Source organism: Streptomyces sp. NPDC088766, from assembly GCF_044750845.1.
GTDB lineage: Bacteria > Actinomycetota > Actinomycetes > Streptomycetales > Streptomycetaceae > Streptomyces.
The window spans coordinates 180981-201892 of sequence record NZ_JBIVKQ010000005.1 but is presented as its reverse complement, the minus strand read 5'-3'; the positions used below and the strand labels follow the sequence as shown (position 1 = coordinate 201892).

Genomic DNA, 20912 nt, shown 5'->3' with positions numbered 1-20912 from the left:
CGGACCGGATCATGCTGTGCTGCTGTGGGGGGCGACCCCCACGCCCCCGGCCGTTCTGGGGTGGTGTGCGGTGAGTCTCTTCAGGGACGACGGCATTGTGCTGCGCACCCAGAGGCTGGGCGAGGCGGACCGGATCATGCTGTGCTGCTGTGGGGGGCGACCCCCACGCCCCCGGCCGTTCTGGGGTGGTGTGCGGTGAGTCTCTTCAGGGACGACGGCATCGTGCTGCGCACCCAGAGGCTGGGTGAGGCGGACCGGATCATCACCCTGCTGACCCGCGGCCACGGCCGGGTGCGGGCCGTCGCCCGTGGGGTGCGGCGGACCAAGTCGAAGTTCGGGGCCCGGCTGGAGCCGTTCTCGCACGTGGACGTGCAGTTCTTCGCGCGGGGCAGTGAGCTGATCGGGCGCGGGCTGCCGCTCTGCACGCAGAGCGAGACCATCGCGCCGTACGGCGGGGGCATCGTCACCGACTACGCCCGCTACACCGCCGGCACGGCCATGCTGGAGACCGCCGAGCGGTTCACCGACCACGAGGGCGAACCGGCCGTGCAGCAGTACCTGCTGCTCGTCGGCGCCCTGCGCACCCTCGCCCGCGGCGAGCACGCCCCGCACCTCGTCCTGGACGCCTTCCTGCTGCGCTCCCTCGCCGTCAACGGCTACGCGCCCAGCTTCGGCGACTGCGCGAAGTGCGGCATGCCCGGCCCCAACCGGTTCTTCTCCGTCGCCTCCGGCGGCTCCGTCTGCGTCGACTGCCGGGTGCCCGGCAGCGTCGTACCCTCGCCGCAGGCACTGGCGCTGCTGGCGGCGCTGCTCACGGGAGACTGGGAGACCGCGGACGCCTGCGAGGCACGGTACGTCCGGGAGGGCAGCGGGCTGGTGTCCGCGTACCTGCACTGGCACCTGGAGCGCGGTCTGCGCTCCCTGCGGTACGTCGAGAAGTAGAAGCAAGCCGAAACGCAAGAGGAGACGAGAAGCACATGGTCGTACGCGGGTTCCTGGGGCGGCAGCGTCGGGAGTACAAGGCGCCGGAGCCGCACCCGTCCGGCGCCCGCGCGCCGAAGCTCCCCGGCGAGCTGGTCCCCGAGCACGTGGCGATCGTCATGGACGGCAACGGCCGCTGGGCGAAGGAGCGTGGCCTGCCCCGCACCGAGGGCCACAAGGTGGGCGCCGAGCGGGTGCTGGACGTCCTCCAGGGCGGCGTCGAGATCGGTGTGCGCAACATCTCCCTGTACGCCTTCTCCACCGAGAACTGGAAGCGCTCGCCCGACGAGGTGCGCTTCCTGATGAACTTCAACCGCGACTTCATCCGCAGGACCCGCGACCAGCTCGACGAGCTGGGCATCCGGGTGCGCTGGGTGGGCCGGATGCCCAAGCTGTGGAAGTCGGTCGCCAAGGAGCTCCAGATCGCGCAGGAGCAGACGAAGGACAACGACCGTCTCACGCTGTACTTCTGCATGAACTACGGCGGACGCGCGGAGATCGCCGACGCGGCGCAGGCCCTCGCGGAGGACGTGAAGGCGGGCCGTCTCGACCCGTCGAAGGTCAACGAGAAGACCCTGCAGAAGTACATGTACTACCCGGACATGCCGGACGTGGACCTGTTCCTGCGCCCGAGCGGCGAGCAGCGCACGTCCAACTACCTGCTGTGGCAGAGCGCCTACGCGGAGATGGTCTTCCAGGACGTCCTGTGGCCCGACTTCGACCGCCGCGACCTGTGGCGGGCCTGCCTGGAGTTCGCCTCCCGGGACCGCCGCTTCGGCGGCGCGATCCCCAACGAGGAGCTCCTGGCCATGGAGGGCCGGCAGGAGGAGGACAGCCCGTCCGGTGTCTGAGGACGAGGCCGTTCAGGCCGGAAAGGGGGTCCGGGGGCTGAGCCCCCGGACGCTCCCGTGACGGACCGGCACGAAGATCCCGCTCAGCCCGCGGAGCACTCCGCGCAGGTGCCGAAGATCTCCACCGTGTGGGCCACGTTCACGAACCCGTGTTCCGCGGCGATGGCCTCCGCCCACTTCTCGACCGCGGGTCCCTCGACCTCGACCGCCTTGCCGCAGGCGCGGCAGACGAGGTGGTGGTGGTGTTCGCCGGTGGAGCAGCGCCGGTAGACGGACTCGCCGTCGGAGGTGCGCAGCACGTCGACCTCGCCGGCGTCGGCGAGGGTCTGCAGGGTGCGGTAGACCGTGGTCAGCCCGACGGAGTCGCCCTTGTGCTTGAGCATGTCGTGGAGTTCCTGAGCGCTGCGGAACTCCTCGACCTCGTCGAGCGCCGCCGCCACGGCGGCGCGCTGCCGGGTGGCTCGGCCCTTCACGGGCGATCCAGCGGTCGTCACCGTTGCCTCCTCACGTCTGCGCTGTGCCGGGCCATTGTGCCAGCCCGGGCCGCGCGTGGTCAGACGCCGACTCCGTCACCGCCCGCGCGGCTGGCCGGAATCGCACACTCCGCCGGGTCCCCGGCGGGTTGCGCGGCGGCGGCCGCGCGGGCGCGGCGCCGGGCCAGCGGGGCGGCCAGGGCGGTCAGCACGAGGAACGCGCCGATGGTCAGCAGCACGATCGTCGCGCCGGGCGGGACGTCCTGGTAGTACGAGGTGACCGTGCCGCCGGTCGTCACGCCGACGCCGATCGCGACGGCGATCGCGAAGGTCGCCGCGAAGCTGCGGCTGAGCTGCTGGGCCGCCGCCACCGGCACCACCATCAGCGCCGACACCAGCAGCAGGCCGACGACCCGCATGGCGACGGTGACGGTGACCGCCGCGGTGACGGCCGTCAGCAGGTTCAGGGCGCGTACCGGCAGTCCGGTGACCCGCGCGAACTCCTCGTCCTGGCTGACCGCGAACAGCTGCCGGCGCAGTCCGACGGTGACGAGGACCACGAAGGCCGCGAGGACGCAGATCGCGGTCACGTCCGACTCCGACACCGTCGACAGCGAGCCGAAGAGGTACGACGTCAGGTTGGCGTTGGAGCCGGTCGGCGCGAGGTTGATGAACATCACGCCGCCGGCCATGCCGCCGTAGAAGAGCATGGCGAGGGCGATGTCGCCGCGGGTCCTGCCGTACCAGCGGATCAGCTCCATGAGGACCGCGCCGAGGACGGAGACGGTGGTGGCCATCCAGACCGGCGACCACGACAGCAGGAAGCCGAGGCCGACGCCGGTCATCGCGACGTGGCCGATGCCGTCGCCCATGAGGGCCTGGCGGCGCTGGACGAGGTAGATGCCGACGGCGGGGGCGGTGATGCCGACCAGGACGGCGGCGAGCAGCGCCCGCTGCATGAAGGCGTAGTCGAGGAAGTCCATCAGCTCAGCAGTCCCGTGCGGATCGGTTCGGTGCCCGCCGGAGCGTGCGGGTGTACGTGGTCGTGGCCGGGCAGCGCGTGCTGGCCGAGCGCCCGGGGCGGCGGCCCGTCGTGCGTGACGCAGCCGTCGCGCAGGACGACGGCCCGGTCGATGAGGGGCTCCAGGGGGCCCAGTTCGTGCAGGACGAGCAGCACGGTGGTGCCCTGGGCGACCTGCTCGCGCAGGGTCTCGGCCAGGACCTCCTGGCTGGCCAGGTCGACGCCCGCCATCGGCTCGTCCATGATCAGCAGTTCGGGTTCGGCGGCGAGCGCGCGGGCGATCAGCACCCGCTGGTGCTGGCCGCCGGAGAGCGCGTCGACGGAGTCCTTGGCGCGGTCGGCCATGCCGACGAGGTCCAGCGCGCGGCGTACGGCCTCGTGGTCGGCCTTGCGCAGGACCCCGAAGCGGGCCCGGGACAGCCGCCCGGAGGAGACGACCTCGGTGACGGTCGCCGGGACGCCGCCCGCGGCCGTGGTGCGCTGCGGTACGTAGCCGAGGCGCGGCCAGTCCCGGAACCGGCGCCGGTCGGTGCCGAACAGCTCGATGCGCCCGGCGCTGAGCGGCACCTGGCCGATGACGCTGCGCACGGCGGTCGACTTGCCGGAGCCGTTGGCGCCGAGCAGGGCGACGACCTCACCGCGGTGCACGGTGAGGTCGATGCCGCGCAGGACCGGGCGCGAGCCCAGTTCGGCGCGGACACCGCGCAGCGATATGACGGGCTCGCTCTTGGTGTCCATCACGCCCTCCGTGAAGCTCATGCGGTTCCCAGGGCCGTCTGCAGGGCCTTGAGGTTCGCCCTCTGGACCGCGAAGTAGTCGGTCCCGCGGGACTTGTCGGTGATGCCCTCGAGGGGGTCGAGGACGTCCGTCTTCAGGTCCGCGTCCCGGGCGACGGTCTTGGCGGTCTTGTCGCTGACGAGCGTCTCGTAGAACACGGTGGTGACGCCGTCGGCCTTCGCCATCTTCTCAAGCTCCTTGACGCGCGCGGCGCTGGGCTCCGACTCGGGGTCGAGGCCGCTGATGGCCTCCTCGGTCAGGCCGTAGCGCTCGGCGAGGTAGCCGAAGGCGGCGTGCGTGGTGATGAAGACCTTGGTCTTCGTGGCGGCCAGGCCGTTCTTGAACTCGGTGTCCAGTGCGCCGAGCTTGGCCACCAGGTCGGCGGTGTTCTTCCGGTAGTCGGCCGCGTGGTCCGGGTCGGCCTTCTCGAAGGCCTTGCCGACGCCCTCGGCGACCTCGGCGTACTTCACCGGGTCGAGCCAGATGTGGGGGTCCTTGCCGCCGGTCTCCTCGTGCCCGTGCTCGTCCTCGGCGGCGTGCTCGTCCTCGTGCCCGTCGGCGTGGCCGCCGACCTCGCTGCCGTGCTCCTCCAGCGTGGTGAGGGTCGTGGCGTCGATCTTCGTCTTGATCCCGGACTGGGTGACGGCCTCGTCGACCGAGGGTTGCAGGCCCTTGAGGAAGAGGGCCGCGTCGGACTTCTCGAGCTGGGTGCGCTGCCGCGCGCTGATCTCCAGGTCGTGCGGTTCCTGGCCGGGCTCGGTCAGGCTGGTGACGTTCACGTGGTCGCCGCCGATCCGCTCGGCGAGGAAGGCCATCGGGTAGAACGACGCGACGACATCGAACTTCTCCGTGCCGCCGGCGGCCGCGCTGTCGGTCGAGCAGGCGGAGAGGGTGCCGAGGCCGAGGGCGGCGACGGCCGCGAGGGCCGTCCCGGATATGTGGTGTCGTCGTACGTTCATGACAGTCATTTTCAACAAATATGGAAACCGTTGTCAACAAAGTCGTGGGTGACGGCTGGAGCGAGGGCCCGTCGAGGATTCCCCGACGGGTCCGCCGTCCTCCGTGAAGCCTTGGACGGGTACCGATTTGGTCGAGGGGGAGCCCCCGCCGGTACCCTGGGGCAATTCTCTGGAAGCATCTCGCTTCGTCGCCCGTCGTCGTTATGAAGAGAGCACCGTGGCCGCCGACAAGATCGACACCATCGTCAGCCTGAGCAAGCGCCGTGGCTTCGTATTCCCCTGTAGTGAGATCTACGGTGGCCAGCGCGCCGCCTGGGACTACGGACCGCTGGGTGTCGAGCTCAAGGAGAACCTGAAGCGCCAGTGGTGGCGCTACATGGTGACGTCGCGCGAGGACGTGGTCGGCATCGACTCGTCCGTCATCCTGGCCCCCGAGGTCTGGGTCGCCTCCGGCCACGTCGCCACCTTCTCCGACCCGCTCACCGAGTGCACCTCCTGCCACAAGCGGTTCCGCGCGGACCACCTTGAGGAGGCCTACGAGGCCAAGCACAAGCGCCTGCCGGAGAACGGCCTGGCGGACGTGAACTGCCCGAACTGCGGCAACAAGGGCCAGTTCACCGAGCCCAAGCAGTTCTCGGGCCTGCTCTCCACCCACCTCGGCCCCACGCAGGACACCGGCTCCATCGCCTACCTGCGCCCCGAGACCGCCCAGGGCATCTTCACCAACTTCGCCCAGGTGCAGACCACTTCGCGCCGCAAGCCGCCGTTCGGAATCGCCCAGATGGGCAAGTCCTTCCGCAACGAGATCACGCCCGGCAACTTCATCTTCCGCACGCGCGAGTTCGAGCAGATGGAGATGGAGTTCTTCGTCAAGCCGGGCGAGGACGAGCAGTGGCAGGAGTACTGGATGGAGCAGCGCTGGAACTGGTACACCGGTCTCGGCCTGCGTGAAGAGAACATGCGGTGGTACGAGCACCCGAAGGAGAAGCTCTCCCACTACTCCAAGCGCACCGCCGACATCGAGTACCGCTTCCAGTTCGGCGGCAACGAGTGGGGCGAGCTGGAGGGCGTCGCCAACCGCACCGACTACGACCTCGGCGCCCACGCCAAGGCCTCCGGCCAGGACCTGTCCTACTTCGACCAGGAGGCCGGCGAGCGCTGGACGCCGTACGTCATCGAGCCCGCGGCCGGTGTCGGCCGCGCGATGCTGGCGTTCCTGCTCGACGCCTACGTCGAGGACGAGGCGCCCAACGCCAAGGGCAAGCTGGAGAAGCGCACCGTGCTGCGCCTCGACCACCGCCTCGCCCCGGTGAAGGTCGCCGTGCTCCCGCTGTCGCGCAACCCGGAGCTGTCGCCCAAGGCCAAGGGCCTCGCCCAGGCGCTGCGGCAGAACTGGAACATCGACTTCGACGACGCCGGTGCGATCGGCCGCCGCTACCGCCGTCAGGACGAGATCGGTACGCCGTACTGCGTCACCGTCGACTTCGACACGCTCGAGGACAACGCGGTGACCGTGCGCGAGCGCGACTCGATGAAGCAGGAGCGCGTGTCCCTCGACCAGATCGAGGGCTACCTGGCCGCCCGCCTGATCGGCGCCTGAGCCCCCACCACCGACCGAAGCCCCCGGCTCCCCTTCCAGGAGCCGGGGGCTTCGTGGTGCCGCCGTGGAGTCCGGGGCGGCGGGGGGAGTCCCCGCGATCGAGGGCCTCGTGACCGGGACTACGGCCCCGCGGGGCCCATCGTCGCCCGATGGGCCTGCGCCAGGTGCTCCTCCGCCTTCAGCCGGGGCAGGAACTGGGCGCCCCGGCGCCAGCCGCACGGGTCGCACCGGATCGTGCGCCGGCTTCCCGCCCGCCGGACCCGGACGACGTGCTCGCGCCCGTGCTGGTCCCAGCGGCTCACCTCGCTCGTGTTGATCTCCGACATGCTGCCTCCAGAGGCCGGCCCGGCTGAGAGCGTGCACCGAGTCCGACATCAACGGGGCATTGCGCGCGGTGAGTCGGCCGGCTCGGGGACGCGCGGGCCGGGTCCGGTCGGCGCGGACCCGTCGGAGCCGGAGCGGACCCCGACCGGGAGGAGCCGGGACGGCTGCCCCGTCCCATGGGTGAGCGTCCGCGGTGCGGGAACTCGGGCGGTCGGGGGACAGGGGGGCCACCCGAGGAGTGAGAGCCATGACCGAGCAGAACCCGACACGGGAGCTCCCCCAGCCGCTGCGGGCGGCCGCCTCGGTGCTGAGCAGGGTGCCCGGCGCCGGCCTGGTGGGCCGGGCCGCCGAGGGCGCGCTCGACAAGGTCGGCGCGGTGTCCCCGCGCGGGCGCCGGCTCGCCGTCTACACCGGCGCCGGCGTGCTCGGCGTCGCCGGGGTCGTGGAGTGGCCCGTCGCGGTGACCGGAGCGGCGGTGGCCTGGCTGACCCAGCCGCGACCGCAGCACCGGACGGACGGCGACGCGGCGGGCGCGGACGCGGGTGGGACCGGGAGGCGCACCGCGGGCGACGCGTCCGGTGCACCGCCCACGCCCAAGGTGCTCGCCGGGCACTCCGCGGCGGCTGCCGCGGCGGAGCGTACGACGGCACCCTCGACCCCCTCCGACAAGCTGCCCTCGCACCACGCGACGCCGTCGCGTGCCGCACGGGACGCCGAGGGCGAGTGATGGCCACGGGAATCCTCACCCGTCCCGCGGCGGCCGCCGCCGGGCTGGCCCTGGCCGGCCCGCGCCTGCTCGCGCGCGGTACGGCCCCGGCCGTGGGCGCCGCCGCCGGCGCGGTCGCGGGCACGGCCAGGGCGGGAGTACGGGCCGCGGACTCCGCACTGCGGCTGGCCCGGGTCACCCGCGCCGCCCTCCCGGGCGCCTCCCCCCACTGGCGCGCCGGCACCCGCACCCACCTGTTCCTGCGCGAGGCCGCCCCCGGGGAGGCCGCCCCCGGCGAGCCGCCCCGTCCGGATGCCGAGGCCGCTGTGCCCCCGCTCCCGGGCGAGCCGCCCCGTCCCGACACCGAGGCTCCCGCGCCCCCGCTCCCCGCAGGGCCGCCCCGCCCGGCGGAGGCCCCCGTCGGTGCCGCCCCCCGCACCCGTTCCCTCGAACACCGGGCCCGTCGGGTGGCGGCCGCGCTCGCCGAACATCCGGACGTCGCCCTCGCCTACTGGGACAGCGGGCTGGCACGGCTGGTCGTGGTGGCGGTCGAGGAGGCCGTGAGCGACAGCGTCGTGGAGCGGGCGGAGGCGCTCGCGGAGCGGCACGGGCTGGTCCCCGCCGACGACGACGTGGAGGAGCTGGGGCACCCCGGCGACCCGGCCTCCGTGCGGACCGCCGCCGAGACCCTCGCGGCCGACGCGGCAGGTGCCGCGGCCGCGCTGGCGGGGTCCGCGACGCGGCTGCCGCCGTCCCCGCGGCTGGTGACCGCCGCGGTCACGCTGCTGCGCGAGAACCCCCGCTTCCGCTCCTGGCTGCGGACCCGCCTGGGCGACACCCGCATGGAGGTCGTTCTCGCCGTCGTGAACGCGGCCGTGCACGGCGCCGGGCACACCCCGACCTCGCTGGTGCTGGACGGCGTGCTGCGCACCGCCCAGCTGACGGAGGCGATGGTGCGGACGGCCGCCTTCGAGACCGTCCACGACCACCTGTGCGCCCCGGACCGGCACAGCGTCCCCGCCACCCCCTCCGTACGGCCGCCGCTGCGCACCTCCCCGGCCCAGGAGTACGCCGCCCACGCCTCGGCGGGCAGCGTCCTGGGCGCGGTGGCGGCGCTGCTCGTCAAGCACGACCTCGCCGAGTCGGCGGAGGCGGTCCTGGCCGGCTCCCCGAAGGCGGCGCGGTACGGGCCCGCCGTTTTCCACGCCGCCCTCGGCTGCGCCCTCTCCCGCGAGGGCGTGCTGGTGCGCGACCCGGGCCGGCTGCGGCAGCTGGAGATGGCCCGGACGGTCGTCCTGCACCCCAGCGCGCTCCGCAGGCCCGGCGCGGGCGCCGACCCGTGGACCGAGCCAGTCCTGGACGCCGCCCGCCGGGCCGGCCTGCGCGTCGTGGTCGTCGACGACCCGGTACTGGCCGACTTCACCGGCCTCGCCGACCAGGTCGTGGGCGCGGAACGCCCGTTGGGCGAGGTGGTCGACCGACTGCGCGGCGAGGGCGGTGTCGTCACGGTCGCCCGCCCCCGCCCCCACGACGACGCGGACGTCACCGCCGGTCTCCTGCGCGGCGACGTGGCCGTCGCCCTCACCGACGAGGACGGCCAGGTGGTGTGGGGCGCGGACGTCCTCGCCCCGCACGGCCTGGCGGACGTGTGGCGGCTGCTGACCGCCGTACCGGCGGCCCGCCGCGTCGGCGGCCGGTCGCAGACGCTGGCCCGGTCCGGCGCCGCGCTGTCCGGTCTGCTCGTGGCCGTCGGCGGGTCCCGCAGGAGTCCCCGTTCCCCGCTGCCGGGCCTGCGGCACGCGCCCGTCGACGCGGGCGCCGCCGTGGCCCTGCTCACCGGAGCGCGCGCCGCCCTCGGCGTCGCCCTGGCCCGCCCGCCGCACCCCCGGCCCCGGGTCGCCTGGCACGCCCTGCACCCGGACGACGTACGGGACCGGCTGGAGCGCGAGGCGCCCCCGCGGCCGAGCCCCGCCGAACGGGCGGCGGCCCGGGCGCGCGCGGCCGCCGGCACGGTCGTACGCCTTCCCGTGCTGGCCCCGGCGCGCTGGTCGGGGCAGCTCGCCCGGGCCGTGCGCGGCGAACTGGACGACCCGCTCACCCCGGTCCTGGCCGTCGGCTCGGCCGCGTCCGCGATCCTCGGCTCGGTCGTGGACGCCCTGCTGGTCCTCGGCGCCCTCGACCTGAACGCCCTGGTCGGCGGCTTCCAGCGGCTGCGGGCCGAACGCGCCCTGTCCGGGCTGCTCGCGGGACAGAAACAGAAGGCGCGGGTCGCCGACGACGGGACGGCCACGCACGTGGTCGACGCCGCCAAGCTCGCTCCCGGCCACGTCATCGACCTCAAGGCCGACGACGTCGTGCCCGCCGACGCCCGGCTGCTGCAGGAGGACGGGCTGGAGGTCGACGAGTCGGCGCTGACCGGCGAGTCCCTGCCGGTCGACAAGGCCGTGGACCCCACCCCGAGGGCCCCCGTCGCGGAACGGCGGTGCATGGTCTTCGAGGGGACGACCGTGGTCGCGGGGCGCGCCCGGGCCCTCGTCGTCGACACCGGCGACCGCACCGAGGCCGCCCGCGCCGTCTCCCTCGCCGCGCGCGTCCCGCCGGCCGCCGGAGTGCAGGCCCGCCTCCAGGAACTCACCCGCAAGGCCATGCCGTTGACCCTGGCGGGCGGCGCCGCGGTGACCGGCCTGGCGCTGCTGCGGGGCACCCCGGTCCGCCGGGCCGTGAGCGGCGGGGTCGCCGTCGCCGTGGCCGCCGTACCCGAGGGGCTGCCCCTGGTCGCCACGGTCGCGCAGCTCGCCGCCGCCCGCCGGCTCAGCCGCCGCGGCCTGCTCGTCCGCACCCCGCGCACGCTGGAGGCGCTGGGCCGGATGGACACCGTCTGCTTCGACAAGACCGGCACCCTCACCGAGAACCGGCTGCGCCTGGTCCGGGTGGCCGGTCCGGACGGCACGGTCCACCCCCTCGACGACCCGGCCGCCGCCGGCCCCCTGCGCGCCGCGGCCCGGGCCTGCCCCCGCCTCGACGGCGACCCGCACCGCCCGGCGCACGCCACCGACGAGGCCGTCCTGGACGCCGCCGGGCCGGACCCCGGCTGGCGGCAGAGCGAGGGGCTGCCCTTCGAGGCCGCCCGGGGCTACGCGGCCGCGGTCGGGCAGGCCGCCGAAGGCCCGCCCGTACTGGTCGTCAAGGGCGCCCCGGAGACCGTCCTGCCCACCTGCGCCGGCCTGCCCTCCCACCTGCACGACCGGTCCCAGGCCCTCGCCGCCGACGGCCTGCGGGTGCTCGCGGTGGCCCAACGCCCCCTGGCGGAAGGCGAGAAGGCGGCGGACGTCCTCGAAGCACCTCTGGAGGGGCTGGAGTTCACCGGACTCGTGGCCCTCGCCGACGTGCCGCGCGAGACCTCGCCGGCCCTGGTCCACGGGCTGCGCGAGGCGGGCGTACGGCCCGTCGTGCTGACCGGCGACCATCCGCGGACCGCTCACGCCATCGCCGTCGGGCTCGGCTGGCCGGACGACGCGAACGTGGTCACCGGCGACGAACTCGCCGCCGCCGACCGCTCCGTGCGCTCCCGGATGCTCCGCGACGCCGACGTCGTCGCCCGGGTCGCGCCCGAGCAGAAGCTCCAGGTCGTCGAGGCCCTCAGGGACGCCGGCCGGGTCGTCGGGATGGTCGGCGACGGCGCCAACGACGCCGCCGCGATCCGCGCCGCCGACATCGGCGTCGGCATCAGCGCCCGCGGTTCGGCCGCCGCCCGCAACGCCGCCGACCTCGTCGTCACCGGCGACGACCTCTCGGTCCTCATCGAGGCCGTCCAGGAAGGCCGTTCGCTCTGGCACAGCGTGGCCGACGCCATCGCCATCCTCATCGGCGGCAACGCGGGCGAGGTCGGCTTCGGCGTCCTCGGCACCCTGCTGTCGGGCTCCGCGCCCCTGTCCACCCGCCAGATGCTGCTGGTCAACCTGTTCACGGACCTGTTCCCGGCGATGGCGGTGGCGGTGACCACCGAGGAGGAGGCCGGCGCCCCGGAGACCGGCGCGCCCCTGGGCACGGCCCTCCTCGGCGCCCCCCTCATCCGGCAGATCCGCCACCGGGCCCTCACCACCTGCCTGGGCGCCACCGTCGCCTGGCTCATCGGCCGCTTCACCCCGGGCACGACCCGGCGCTCGACCACGATGGCCCTGTGCGCGGTGGTGGGCACGCAACTGGCCCAGACGCTGGCCGACCGCCGGGGCAGCTCCCTGGTCCGCCTCACGTCCCTCGGCTCGGCGGCCGTCCTGTTCGCGCTGGTGGAGACTCCGGGCGCCAGTCAGTTCTTCGGCTGCACGCCACTGGGCCCGCTGGCCTGGACGGGAGTCCTGGCGGCGATGGCGCTGGCCCTGGCGGGCCAGAAGGCACTGCCGGGGGTGGAGGAGCTCCTGCTGAGGCGCCGGCCCGACCTGGCCTCACGACTGGCCTGAGCGCGGTTCTCCGAGGACTGCGGCGCGGTGCCGCCCCACGGCCCCGCGGCGCGGGCACGCCCGGTCGGGGAGGACGCGTCCGGGGGACTGCGCGTCCGGCCCGGGACGACGCGCCCGGTCCGGGGCGATCCGCGCCCGCCGACTCCGAGCCGGCCGCTGGGCGCTGTGCGCCTGTCACCCGGGGGCCCGGCGGCCGGAGGCCATGGGCCTGCCGTCCGGAGGCCTGTCCGCCGGGCGCTGTGTGTCTGCCGTCCGGAGAACCCGGCCGCTGGGTGCTGTGCGCCTGTCACTCGGGGGCCCGGCGGCCGGAGGCCATGGGCCTGCCGTCCGGAGGCCTGTCCGCCGGGCGCTGTGTGTCTGCCGTCCGGAGAACCCGGCCGCTGGGTGCTGTGCGCCTGTCACTCGGGGGCCCGGCGGCCGGGCGCCATGGGCCTGCCGTCCGGAGGCCTGTCCGCCGGGCGCTGTGTGTCTGCCGTCCGGAGAACCCGGCCGCTGGGCGCTGTGCGCCTGTCACCCGGGGGCCCGGCGGCCGGACGCCATGGGCCCGCCGCTCGGGGGCCCGGCCGCAGGGCGCTGTGCGCCCGCCGTCCGGAAGCCCGGCCGCAACACTGCCCGCGCCCCCGGGAGCGCGGTCGCGGGGGCGCTGCCCGCCCCCGTCCGGGAGCCCGCCCGCAGGGCGCTACGCGCTCACCCTCGCATGCTCGCGGACCTCGGGGGAGGCCAGCCGTTCAGCCGCCCGCTCAGCGGTCCCCCGTGCCCACACCCCGCTGCTCATCAGGCCCACCACCAGCACCAGCGCCCCGCACGCGGTGAGCACCCACCATCCCGGCACCGCCGCCGCCACGAACGTCTCGCGGTACGCCGACGCCCCGATGCCCGTCGCGAGCACCGCCCCGACCACCGCGACCCCGAGGGTCTGGCCGAGCTGCCGGCTGGTGGAGGCGACGGCGGCGGCGACCCCGGCCTGGGCGCGGGGCATCCCCGAGACCGCGGTGTTGGTGATGGGGGCGTTCACGAAGCCGAAGCCGATGCCGAACAGCACGTATCCGAGGAACAGCGTGGTGTCGGAGGTCTCCGCGTCGAACGCGGCGAACAGCACGCCGCTCGCGGTCATCGCGAGGCCGGCGATCAGCAGGGGCACCCGCGGCCCCCGGCTGCCGACGAGCCGCCCGGACAGGGGGGCGCACAGGAAGGTCGGGAGGGCCATCGGCAGCATCCACAGACCGGCGTGGAGGGCGTCGAGGCCGCGGACGTTCTGCAGGTACAGCGTGGACAGGAACAGGAACCCGCCGAGCGCCGCGAAGGCGCTGATCGCGATCACGGTCGCCCCGCTGAACGGCGCCGACCGGAAGAACCGCAGGTCGATGAGGGGTTCGTCGCGGCGGGGCTCGTAGCGCAGGAGGCCGAGCAGGGCGGCGAGGGCGACCGCGGCGAAGGGCAGGCTGGTGCCGAGCCCGGCCTCGGGCGCCTCGATGATCGCGTACGTCAGGCAGCCGAAGAGGACGATGACCAGGAGCTGGCCGACCGGGTCGGGGCGGCGGGCCTTCGGGGCGCGGGACTCGGGGACGTACCGCAGGGTCAGCAGGAGGGCGGCGAGGCCGACCGGCAGGTTGACCCAGAAGATGGAGCGCCAGCCGACGGACTCCACCAGCAGGCCGCCGATCAGGGGTCCGGCGGCCATGGAGATGCCGACGACCCCACCCCACGCGCCGATGGCGCGGGCGCGCTCGCGCGGGTCCGTGAACGTGTTGGTGATGATCGACATGGCGACCGGGTTGAGCATCGAGCCGCCGACCGCCTGCACCATGCGGGCCGCGACCAGCAGTTCGAGGTCGGGGGCGAGGGAGCAGAGCAGGGAGCCGAGCGAGAACACGACGAGTCCCGCGACGAAGACCTTTCTGCGGCCGATCCGGTCGGCGGTGGACCCGGCGAGCATCAGCAGGGACGCGAGGACGAGGGTGTAGGCGTCGATCGTCCACTGGAGGCCGGAGGTGCCGGCGTGCAGGTCGCGTTCCATCGCGGGGAGGGCGACGTTGAGGATCGTGTTGTCGAGGCTCACGATCAGCAGGCTCATGCAGCAGATCGCGAGGACGAGCAGACGTCGTCGCTGGCTCAGCTCGGGCATGCGGTCATGGTACGCCGGTTTCGATAGTGCGGCTAACTAATGACCGCTACATGAGGGTCGCGGATGGGCGACAATGGGCGGATGTCCACGCCCGTTTCCCCCCTGCAGATCGGCCCGCACACCGTCCAGCCGCCGGTCGTCCTCGCTCCCATGGCCGGTATCACCAACGCGCCCTTCCGCACCCTGTGCAGGGAGTTCAGCGGAGGGAAGGGCCTGTTCGTGAGCGAGATGATCACGACCCGGGCGCTGGTCGAGCGCAACGAGAAGACCATGCAGCTGATCCACTTCGACGCGAGCGAGAAGCCGCGCTCGATCCAGCTGTACGGCGTGGACCCGGCGACCGTCGGCAAGGCCGTCCGCATGATCGCCGACGAGGGCCTGGCCGACCACATCGACCTGAACTTCGGCTGCCCGGTCCCGAAGGTCACCCGCAAGGGCGGCGGCTCCGCCCTCCCCTACAAGCGCAACCTGCTCCGCGCCATCCTCCGCGAGGCCGTCGGCGGCGCCGGGGACCTCCCCGTCACCATGAAGATGCGCAAGGGCATCGACGACGACCACATCACCTACCTCGACGCCGGCCGCATCGCCGTCGAGGAGGGCGTCACCGCCGTCGCGCTGCACGGCCGTACCGCCGCCCAGCACTACGGCGGCACCGCCGACTGGGAGGCGATCGCCCGCCTGAAGGAGCACGTCCCGGAGATCCCCGTCCTCGGCAACGGCGACATCTGGTCGGCCGGTGACGCGCTGCGGATGGTGCGCGAGACGGGGTGCGACGGAGTGGTCGTCGGCCGCGGCTGCCTGGGCCGGCCGTGGCTGTTCGCGGACCTGGTCGCCGCCTTCGAGGGCCGTCCCCAGGACATCGCGCGGCCCTCCCTGCGCGAGGTCGCCGACATCATGGTCCGGCACGCCGCCCTCCTCGGCGAGTGGATCGGCGACGAGACCAAGGGTGTCGTCGACTTCCGCAAGCACGTCGCCTGGTACCTCAAGGGCTTCGCCGTCGGCTCCGAGATGAGGAGGCGTCTGGCGGTCACCTCCTCCCTGGCGGAACTCCGCGCCGGACTCGACGAACTGGACCTCGACCAGCCCTGGCCCGCCGGCGCCGACGGCCCCCGCGGGCGCACCTCCGGCAACAACAGGGTCGTCCTCCCGGACGGCTGGCTGAAGGACCCCTACGACTGCGCGGGCGTCGGCGAGGAAGCGGAACTGGACACCTCCGGCGGCTGAGGCCCCCGGCCCGGTCAGCCCTTCGTCGGATGCGGGGTCGACCCGTACGCCGTCAGGAAGCGGTCCCGGAAGAGGTTCATCTTCCAGACCGGGGCGTCGGGGGCCGGCCTGAGGCCGTCGGTCCACTTCCAGGCCGCGATCTTGTCGAGGACCGCCGGGTCCTTGGCGACGATCGAGACCGGCACGTCACGGCTGGCGTTCTCGCCGCTGACCCGGGTGATGGGCTGGTGGTCGCCGAGGAAGACCAGGACGGTGTCCTCGGTGCCGTAGCGCTCCAGCCACTGGGTGAGGGCGGTCACCGAGTACTCGATCGACCTGCCGTACGCCTCGCGGGACCTGGTCGAGTCGGCGATGACGTCGGACGCCTTCTCGCCGGCCCGCTGGATGCCGTCGAAGACCGAGCCGTCGCCCACCTCGTCCCAGCCGACCATCTCCGGGAGCGGGGCCCACGGCTGGTGACTGGAGGTCAGGATGATCTCCGACATCAGCGGCCTGTCGCGTTCCCTGCCGTGCTCCAGCCGCTGGAACGCCTCCAGCGCGTACTGGTCGGGCATCGTCGACCAGCTGAACTTCGGGCCCTGGTAGCCCATCTGGAAGGCGTTGTAGACCTTGTCGAGGCCGTAGTGCTTCTGCTCGGGCCACGCCTTCTGGATTCCGGGCATCACGCCCACGGTGTCCCAGGCCCCGGTCTTCTGGAAGATCTTCGGCAGGCTGAGGCGGTCGCTGTTCATGACCGTGCGGTAGCGCTGCTGGTTGTCGATCCACAGCCCGGACAGCGTGCTGGAGTGGCCGAGCCAGCTGCTGCCGCCGAAGGTCGCCGAGGTCAGCCAGCCGCTCTTGGCGCGGTAGCCGGCCTTCGCCAGCGCGGCGGTGCTCGCGGTGAGCGTCCGGTCGACGCCGGGGGACATGATCGGGTCCTCGATCGCGCTGCGGCCGTAGCTCTCGATGAAGGTGAAGATCACGTCCTTGCCGCGCAGGTCGGGCACGAGCTGGTCGGGCGGGGTGTCGCCGAAGGCGTCCGCGCGGGCCTCCTTCGCGAACGCGGCCTCGTCCTCGAGGGTCTGCCGCACGTCCCTGGCCTTGACGGTGACGGCGCTCACCGCGCGGTTGAAGGCCAGCGGCAGTCCGGCGTACTGGACCGAGAGGACGGAGCAGGTGATCCAGACCGTGCCGGCGATCAGCGTGCCGCGGGTCGCCGCGGGGACGTTGCGCGCCAGCACCTCGCTCAGCCGCACCGCCGCCAGCGCCATCACGACGAACAGCAGGGCGATCAGCAGGAGCAGACCGATCGCGGCCCCGAGGGCCGTCGCCCCGCCCATCGAGTCCGCGACGTAGGACTGCGCGTCGTCCAGCAGGCCCCAGTCCAGGACCAGGTTGAAGCCGCGGCCCAGGTACTCGGAGTACGCCATGTCCAGGACGTTGACCACGGTCAGTGCCGCGAGGCCGACCCCGAGCGCCGCCGCGGCCACCACCCGGGGGCGGCGGGGCAGCGCCAGCAGCACGGCCGCCGAGACGACCGCCTCGCCGGGCAGCCGCAGGAGCCGGTCGGCCCGCAGGAGGCCCAGCTGGTTCGGCAGCACCATCGCCCCGAGCACCAGCACGAGGGCCAGCACGGTCGTCGTCCACCACAGCACGCGCGCCGCCCGCGGATGGCGGCTCCGCCAGGCCCACCCGTGGGCGATGCGGGAGGCGAGGGTGCGCGGCGGCGCGGTCCCGCTCTCCGGCGCCTCGGGCTCCACGGCCGCCTCGGCGCCGTCGGGCGAGCCGTCGCGGGAGTCGGGCAGGTCACGAGACCGTGTGAAGACAGGCACCCGAGGGTTCCTTCCGTACGGAGCCGGGCGGATCGGCGGATCCGGTGGGGGGACCGGATCCGCCACCGTTTCGTACGGCGTGCCCGAGCCCGGCGTTCACCGGTCCCGGCGAGCGGTCGGCAAACACCGGGCAAACGCCCGGCCAAGTGCGACGCTACGCTCCGCCCACCGCCGTGAGCAGGGCCAGCGGGGCGGCCGCCGAGCGGGATTCCCGCACGCACGCGTGCGGGTACGGCACCGGTTCCGCGTGGGTGTCGCGGCCGTAGCCCGCGAGCACCTCGGGCAGGCGGTGGCCGGTCGCGGTGGCCGCGTCGACCAGCCCGTGCGCGACGGTGCGGGCCTCGTCGTGCAGACCGTAGCGGGCCAGCCCCAGGGCGATCAGCGCGTTGTCGTGCGGCCACACCGAACCGCGGTGGTACGACAGCGGGTGGTACGCCGGCTGCCCGGCCGCCAGCGTGCGGACGCCCCAGCCGGAGAAGAAGTCGGGTTCCAGGAGCCGCCGGCCGACCAGTTCACCGTACTCCTTGTCCAGCAGCCCCGACCACAGCAGGTGGCCGGCGTCCGAGGCGAGTGCGTCGACCTGGCGGCCCTCGCCGTCCAGCGCGAGCGCCGGGAAGGAGCGCTCGCGCATCCAGAAGTCCCGCTGGAAGCGGTCGCGCAGATCGGCGGCGGCCTGTTCGAGCAGCGCCGCGTAGGTCTCGTCCTGCCATGCCGCGCGCGCCACGGACGCGGTCCGGCGCAGCGCGTCGTACGCGTAGCCCTGGGCGCCGGCCGCCGTCACCGGGCCCGAGGGGCGGCTGCCGTCGGCCGAGCAGATGGCGCCGGGGGAGTCCTTCCAGTTCTGGTTGGCGAGGCCGCCCCGGTCGGCGCGGTAGACCAGGTAGCCGCGCGAGGTGAGGCCGCCGTGGTCGAGCATCCAGCCGACGGCCGCGCGGGCGTGCGGCTCCAGCCGGCGGGCGAGGGCCGTGTCGCCGGTCTGTTCGACGTAGGCGCCGAGCAGGACGAGGAAGAGCGGGGTGGCGTCCACCGAGCCGTAGTAGCGGCCGTAGGGGACCTGCTGGAAGTGGGCGAGTTCGCCGTGCCGCACCTCGTGGACGATCTTGCCGGGCTGGGCGACCGACTCCGGGCCGGTCTCGGTGGCCTGGGCCGCGGCCAGCGCGAGGAGCGTGGCGGCGGCCGGGGCGGGCCGGTAGGGCAGCGCGAACAGCGAGGTGAGCAGGGCGTCGCGGCCCAGTAGGGTCAGGAACCAGGGGGCGCCGGCGGCCGGGACGCGCAGTTCCTCCCCGTCCGGCCCGGTCGCGGGGACCTGGAGCGAGGCCAGGTCGGCGAGGCCCCGTGCGCAGGCGGCCGCCAGCTCGGGCCAGCCGGTGGGGAAGGCCACGCCCTGCACGAACTCGCCCTCCTGCGCGAGCAGCTTCGCGGTCAGCGCGGCGGGGGAGCTGGGGACGCGCAGGGCCCGCTTCTCGCCGTGCGGGCGGGCCATCACCCGCAGCGTCAGTTCGGCGGAGCCGTGCGGCTCCAGTTCCAGGGTCCAGACCAGGCGGCGGGCGCCGGTGCCGGTCTCCTCGACGCCGTCCGGCGCGGGGTCGGCGGTCACCGTCGTCAGGGACCGCCACTCGCCGCGCCGGTAGCTGAACTCGACCCCGTCGTCGAGGATCCGGCGGCGGCGGACCACGCCGGTCTTGGCGTAGGTGCGGTGGTCGGAGCGGAGTTCGAACTGGTCGGTGAAGTCGGCGTCGACGGTGAGCGCCAGCCGGACCGTCAGCGGCGTCGGACGGTTGCCGACCACCCGCAGCGATTCGACGAACGAGCCGTCGCCCACCGCCTGTTCGCGGAAGACCGTGCACGACGGCGGCTCCGTGCGGCCGCCGCGCGGCACGAGCACACAGCGCGCCGCGTCCCCGTCCGCGACGGGCACGAGCACCTCGGGCACCGCCCCGTCCACGGTGAGCTGCCAGCGGCTGAGGTGGCGCGCGTCCCTGACGAACAAGCCGTCGGGGGATCCGGCGCCGCGCACGCCGCTGATGTCCCCGCGGTCACCGACGGCGGCGAACGTCCCGCCGTACACGAGCAGATGATGCCGGTCCGTCATCCCCGGTCCCCTCCCTTGAACGAGCTGTCGTCCCTGACGATGTCCGTGCCGCACGGCACGCCTTCCGTGTCGTGCAGCAGGTCGAGCATGAGCGCGGCGGTCCAGCTGAAGCCGGTCGCCCCGCAGGCCTCGCCGGTGTACGGGTCGACGTACTCGGCGAAGTCCGAGGAGTCCGCGAGGTCCAGCACGGCCTCGCGCAGCGCGTCCGCGTCCGCCCGCTCGCCGTGCAGCCGCAGACCCCGCTCGACGAGCCAGCTCGTGTTGAACCAGGCCGGCCCCCGCCAGTAGCGGTGCGGGTCGAAGGCCTCGCCGAGCAGGTCGTGGCTGGGGGCGAGACGGGTGGTGACGCCCACCCCGAAGTGCGGGCCGCGCAGGGTGCGGACCAGGGCGGAGACGATCTCGCGGGGCAGGGCGGGCAGCAGCAGCGGGACCAGGCCGGCGACCCCGCGCTCCCGGATCAGGCCGCCGCCGCGCAGGTCCCGGCAGAGGAACAGCCCCTCGGCGGGGTCCCACAGCCGGTCGACCAGCGCCGCCGTCAGCCGCTCCGCGCGCGCGTGCCGGGCGGTGCCGGCGGCCCCCAGCTCCTGCGCGATCCGGGCCAGCGCGTGCTCGGAGGCGATGAGCAGGGCGTTGAACGCGGGGTCCTCGACGGCGAAGGCGGCCGTGCCGGCCCCCCTTCCCCCGCCCGGCCCGTCCCGGTACCCCCCGTCCCGGTAGTCCGCCGCCAGCCGCACGTACCGCCCGTAGTCCAGGTCCGTCGGCCGGTCCTCCGGCGCCCCGTGGGTGAGGTCGGCGCGCCGGAAGGAGCGGGCCGGGGCCGGGGTGATCCGGGCGAGCGGCGCGTCCCAGGAGGGGGCGTTGTCCATCCCCTGCTCCCAGGGGTGCACGACCGCTGCCAGACCGCCGCCGCCCAGGTCCCGCCGGTGCAGCAGGTAGCGGTGCCAGGCGGCCAGCCGGGGATACACCCGGGCGAGGAAGCCGCGCGCCCGTGACAGCCCGGGGTCGGCGCGGTGCACCAGCCAGGCCGCCAGCGCGTGCACCGGTGGCTGCACGATGCCGGAGGTCTGTACGGTGCGCGGGGCGCCCGCAGCGCGCCCCGCGGTCGAGGAGCGCCAGAAGTCGGGGCTCGGGAAGTACGCGTCGAGCGGTACGGAGGGGTTGAAGACGATGTGCGGGACGCGCCCGTCGCCCCACTGGGCGTCCAGCAGCGTCTCCAGCTCGGTCTGCGCCCGGCGCGGGGAGACGTGCCGCAGCCCGATCGCGACGAACGCCGAGTCCCAGGACCACTGGTGCGGGTACAGGCCGCGCGAGGGCACCGTCGAGGTTCCCGTCCAGTTGCCGTCGAGCACCTCCACGGCCCTGAGGTGCGGCGACCCGGCCGAAGCGGTCGGATCGTATACGGAGGGGTACTCCGCGGGACGGGCGACGAGCTGGGCAGTGCGATCCACTCGGGGCTCCCCGAAGAACGACGACGAGGAGGCCACCGTCGACCGGTTCGGCAGTGGCCACCG

The 20912-nt window shown here is 74.2% G+C and carries 15 protein-coding genes; 6 read left to right on the top strand and 9 right to left on the bottom strand.

Going from position 1 to position 20912, the window contains the following annotated elements; translation table 11 throughout:
* Positions 1-195 precede the first annotated feature (195 nt).
* Both recO and ACIP5W_RS09930 read left to right on the top strand, forming a co-directional pair.
* Positions 196-942 carry a DNA repair protein RecO gene (gene recO / locus ACIP5W_RS09935; protein ID WP_401469471.1) on the top strand — a complete coding sequence of 249 codons (747 nt, stop codon included), beginning with the start codon at positions 196-198 and terminating at the stop codon, positions 940-942.
* Between the two features lie 35 nt (positions 943-977).
* Positions 978-1832: an isoprenyl transferase gene (locus ACIP5W_RS09930; protein WP_401469468.1), complete on the top strand. Its 855-nt coding sequence runs from the start codon at positions 978-980 to the stop codon at positions 1830-1832.
* Between the two features lie 83 nt (positions 1833-1915).
* On the opposite strand, the gene ACIP5W_RS09925 is transcribed toward ACIP5W_RS09930, so the two are convergent.
* The 4 genes from ACIP5W_RS09925 to ACIP5W_RS09910 are packed head-to-tail and all read right to left on the bottom strand — an operon-like array spanning position 1916 to position 5062.
* Positions 1916-2326, bottom strand: a complete 411-nt coding sequence (locus ACIP5W_RS09925; protein ID WP_366057640.1) for a transcriptional repressor — start codon at positions 2324-2326, stop codon at positions 1916-1918.
* 59 nt (positions 2327-2385) lie between these two features.
* On the bottom strand, positions 2386-3288 hold the full coding sequence (locus ACIP5W_RS09920) for a metal ABC transporter permease (protein WP_401469464.1): 903 nt from the start codon (positions 3286-3288) through the stop codon (positions 2386-2388).
* Entirely contained in the window at positions 3288-4085 is a 798-nt protein-coding gene (locus ACIP5W_RS09915) for a metal ABC transporter ATP-binding protein (RefSeq protein ID WP_401469461.1), read from the bottom strand. Before ACIP5W_RS09915 ends, ACIP5W_RS09920 begins: the two co-directional genes overlap by 1 nt.
* On the bottom strand, positions 4082-5062 hold the full coding sequence (locus tag ACIP5W_RS09910; RefSeq protein ID WP_401469458.1) for a metal ABC transporter solute-binding protein, Zn/Mn family: 981 nt from the start codon (positions 5060-5062) through the stop codon (positions 4082-4084). Before ACIP5W_RS09910 ends, ACIP5W_RS09915 begins: the two co-directional genes overlap by 4 nt.
* A gap of 217 nt (positions 5063-5279) precedes the next feature.
* On the opposite strand from ACIP5W_RS09910, the gene ACIP5W_RS09905 reads away from it, so the two are divergent.
* Entirely contained in the window at positions 5280-6662 is a 1383-nt protein-coding gene (locus tag ACIP5W_RS09905) for a glycine--tRNA ligase (RefSeq protein WP_363088155.1), read from the top strand.
* A gap of 119 nt (positions 6663-6781) precedes the next feature.
* Here ACIP5W_RS09905 and ACIP5W_RS09900 read toward each other — a convergent pair whose 3' ends face one another.
* Positions 6782-6988: a hypothetical protein gene (locus tag ACIP5W_RS09900; protein ID WP_401469454.1), complete on the bottom strand. Its 207-nt coding sequence runs from the start codon at positions 6986-6988 to the stop codon at positions 6782-6784.
* Positions 6989-7233: 245 nt separating this feature from the next.
* On the opposite strand from ACIP5W_RS09900, the gene ACIP5W_RS09895 reads away from it, so the two are divergent.
* Together ACIP5W_RS09895 and ACIP5W_RS09890 are read left to right on the top strand one after the other, a co-directional pair.
* A complete protein-coding gene (locus ACIP5W_RS09895; protein WP_401469451.1) occupies positions 7234-7713 on the top strand; it encodes a hypothetical protein in 480 nt (159 codons plus the stop codon).
* Positions 7713-12149 (top strand): HAD-IC family P-type ATPase, encoded by a 4437-nt coding sequence (locus tag ACIP5W_RS09890; RefSeq protein WP_401469448.1) that lies wholly within the window; start codon positions 7713-7715, stop codon positions 12147-12149. Before ACIP5W_RS09895 ends, ACIP5W_RS09890 begins: the two co-directional genes overlap by 1 nt.
* Before the next feature lie 679 nt (positions 12150-12828).
* On the opposite strand, the gene ACIP5W_RS09885 is transcribed toward ACIP5W_RS09890, so the two are convergent.
* A complete protein-coding gene (locus tag ACIP5W_RS09885; protein ID WP_401469445.1) occupies positions 12829-14274 on the bottom strand; it encodes an MFS transporter in 1446 nt (481 codons plus the stop codon).
* An 81-nt stretch (positions 14275-14355) separates the two neighbouring features.
* Between ACIP5W_RS09885 and dusB the strand changes: the two genes are divergently transcribed.
* Positions 14356-15498 (top strand): tRNA dihydrouridine synthase DusB, encoded by a 1143-nt coding sequence (gene dusB / locus ACIP5W_RS09880; protein WP_401469442.1) that lies wholly within the window; start codon positions 14356-14358, stop codon positions 15496-15498.
* A gap of 14 nt (positions 15499-15512) precedes the next feature.
* On the opposite strand, the gene ACIP5W_RS09875 is transcribed toward dusB, so the two are convergent.
* The 3 genes from ACIP5W_RS09875 to ACIP5W_RS09865 form a co-directional block, all read right to left on the bottom strand.
* On the bottom strand, positions 15513-17309 hold the full coding sequence (locus tag ACIP5W_RS09875; RefSeq protein WP_401469439.1) for a CDP-alcohol phosphatidyltransferase: 1797 nt from the start codon (positions 17307-17309) through the stop codon (positions 15513-15515).
* A gap of 154 nt (positions 17310-17463) precedes the next feature.
* Complete coding sequence (locus ACIP5W_RS09870; protein ID WP_401469436.1) at positions 17464-19401, bottom strand: glycogen debranching N-terminal domain-containing protein; 1938 nt, start codon at positions 19399-19401, stop codon at positions 17464-17466.
* Complete coding sequence (locus tag ACIP5W_RS09865; protein WP_401469433.1) at positions 19398-20849, bottom strand: MGH1-like glycoside hydrolase domain-containing protein; 1452 nt, start codon at positions 20847-20849, stop codon at positions 19398-19400. Before ACIP5W_RS09865 ends, ACIP5W_RS09870 begins: the two co-directional genes overlap by 4 nt.
* Positions 20850-20912: the final 63 nt, after the last annotated feature.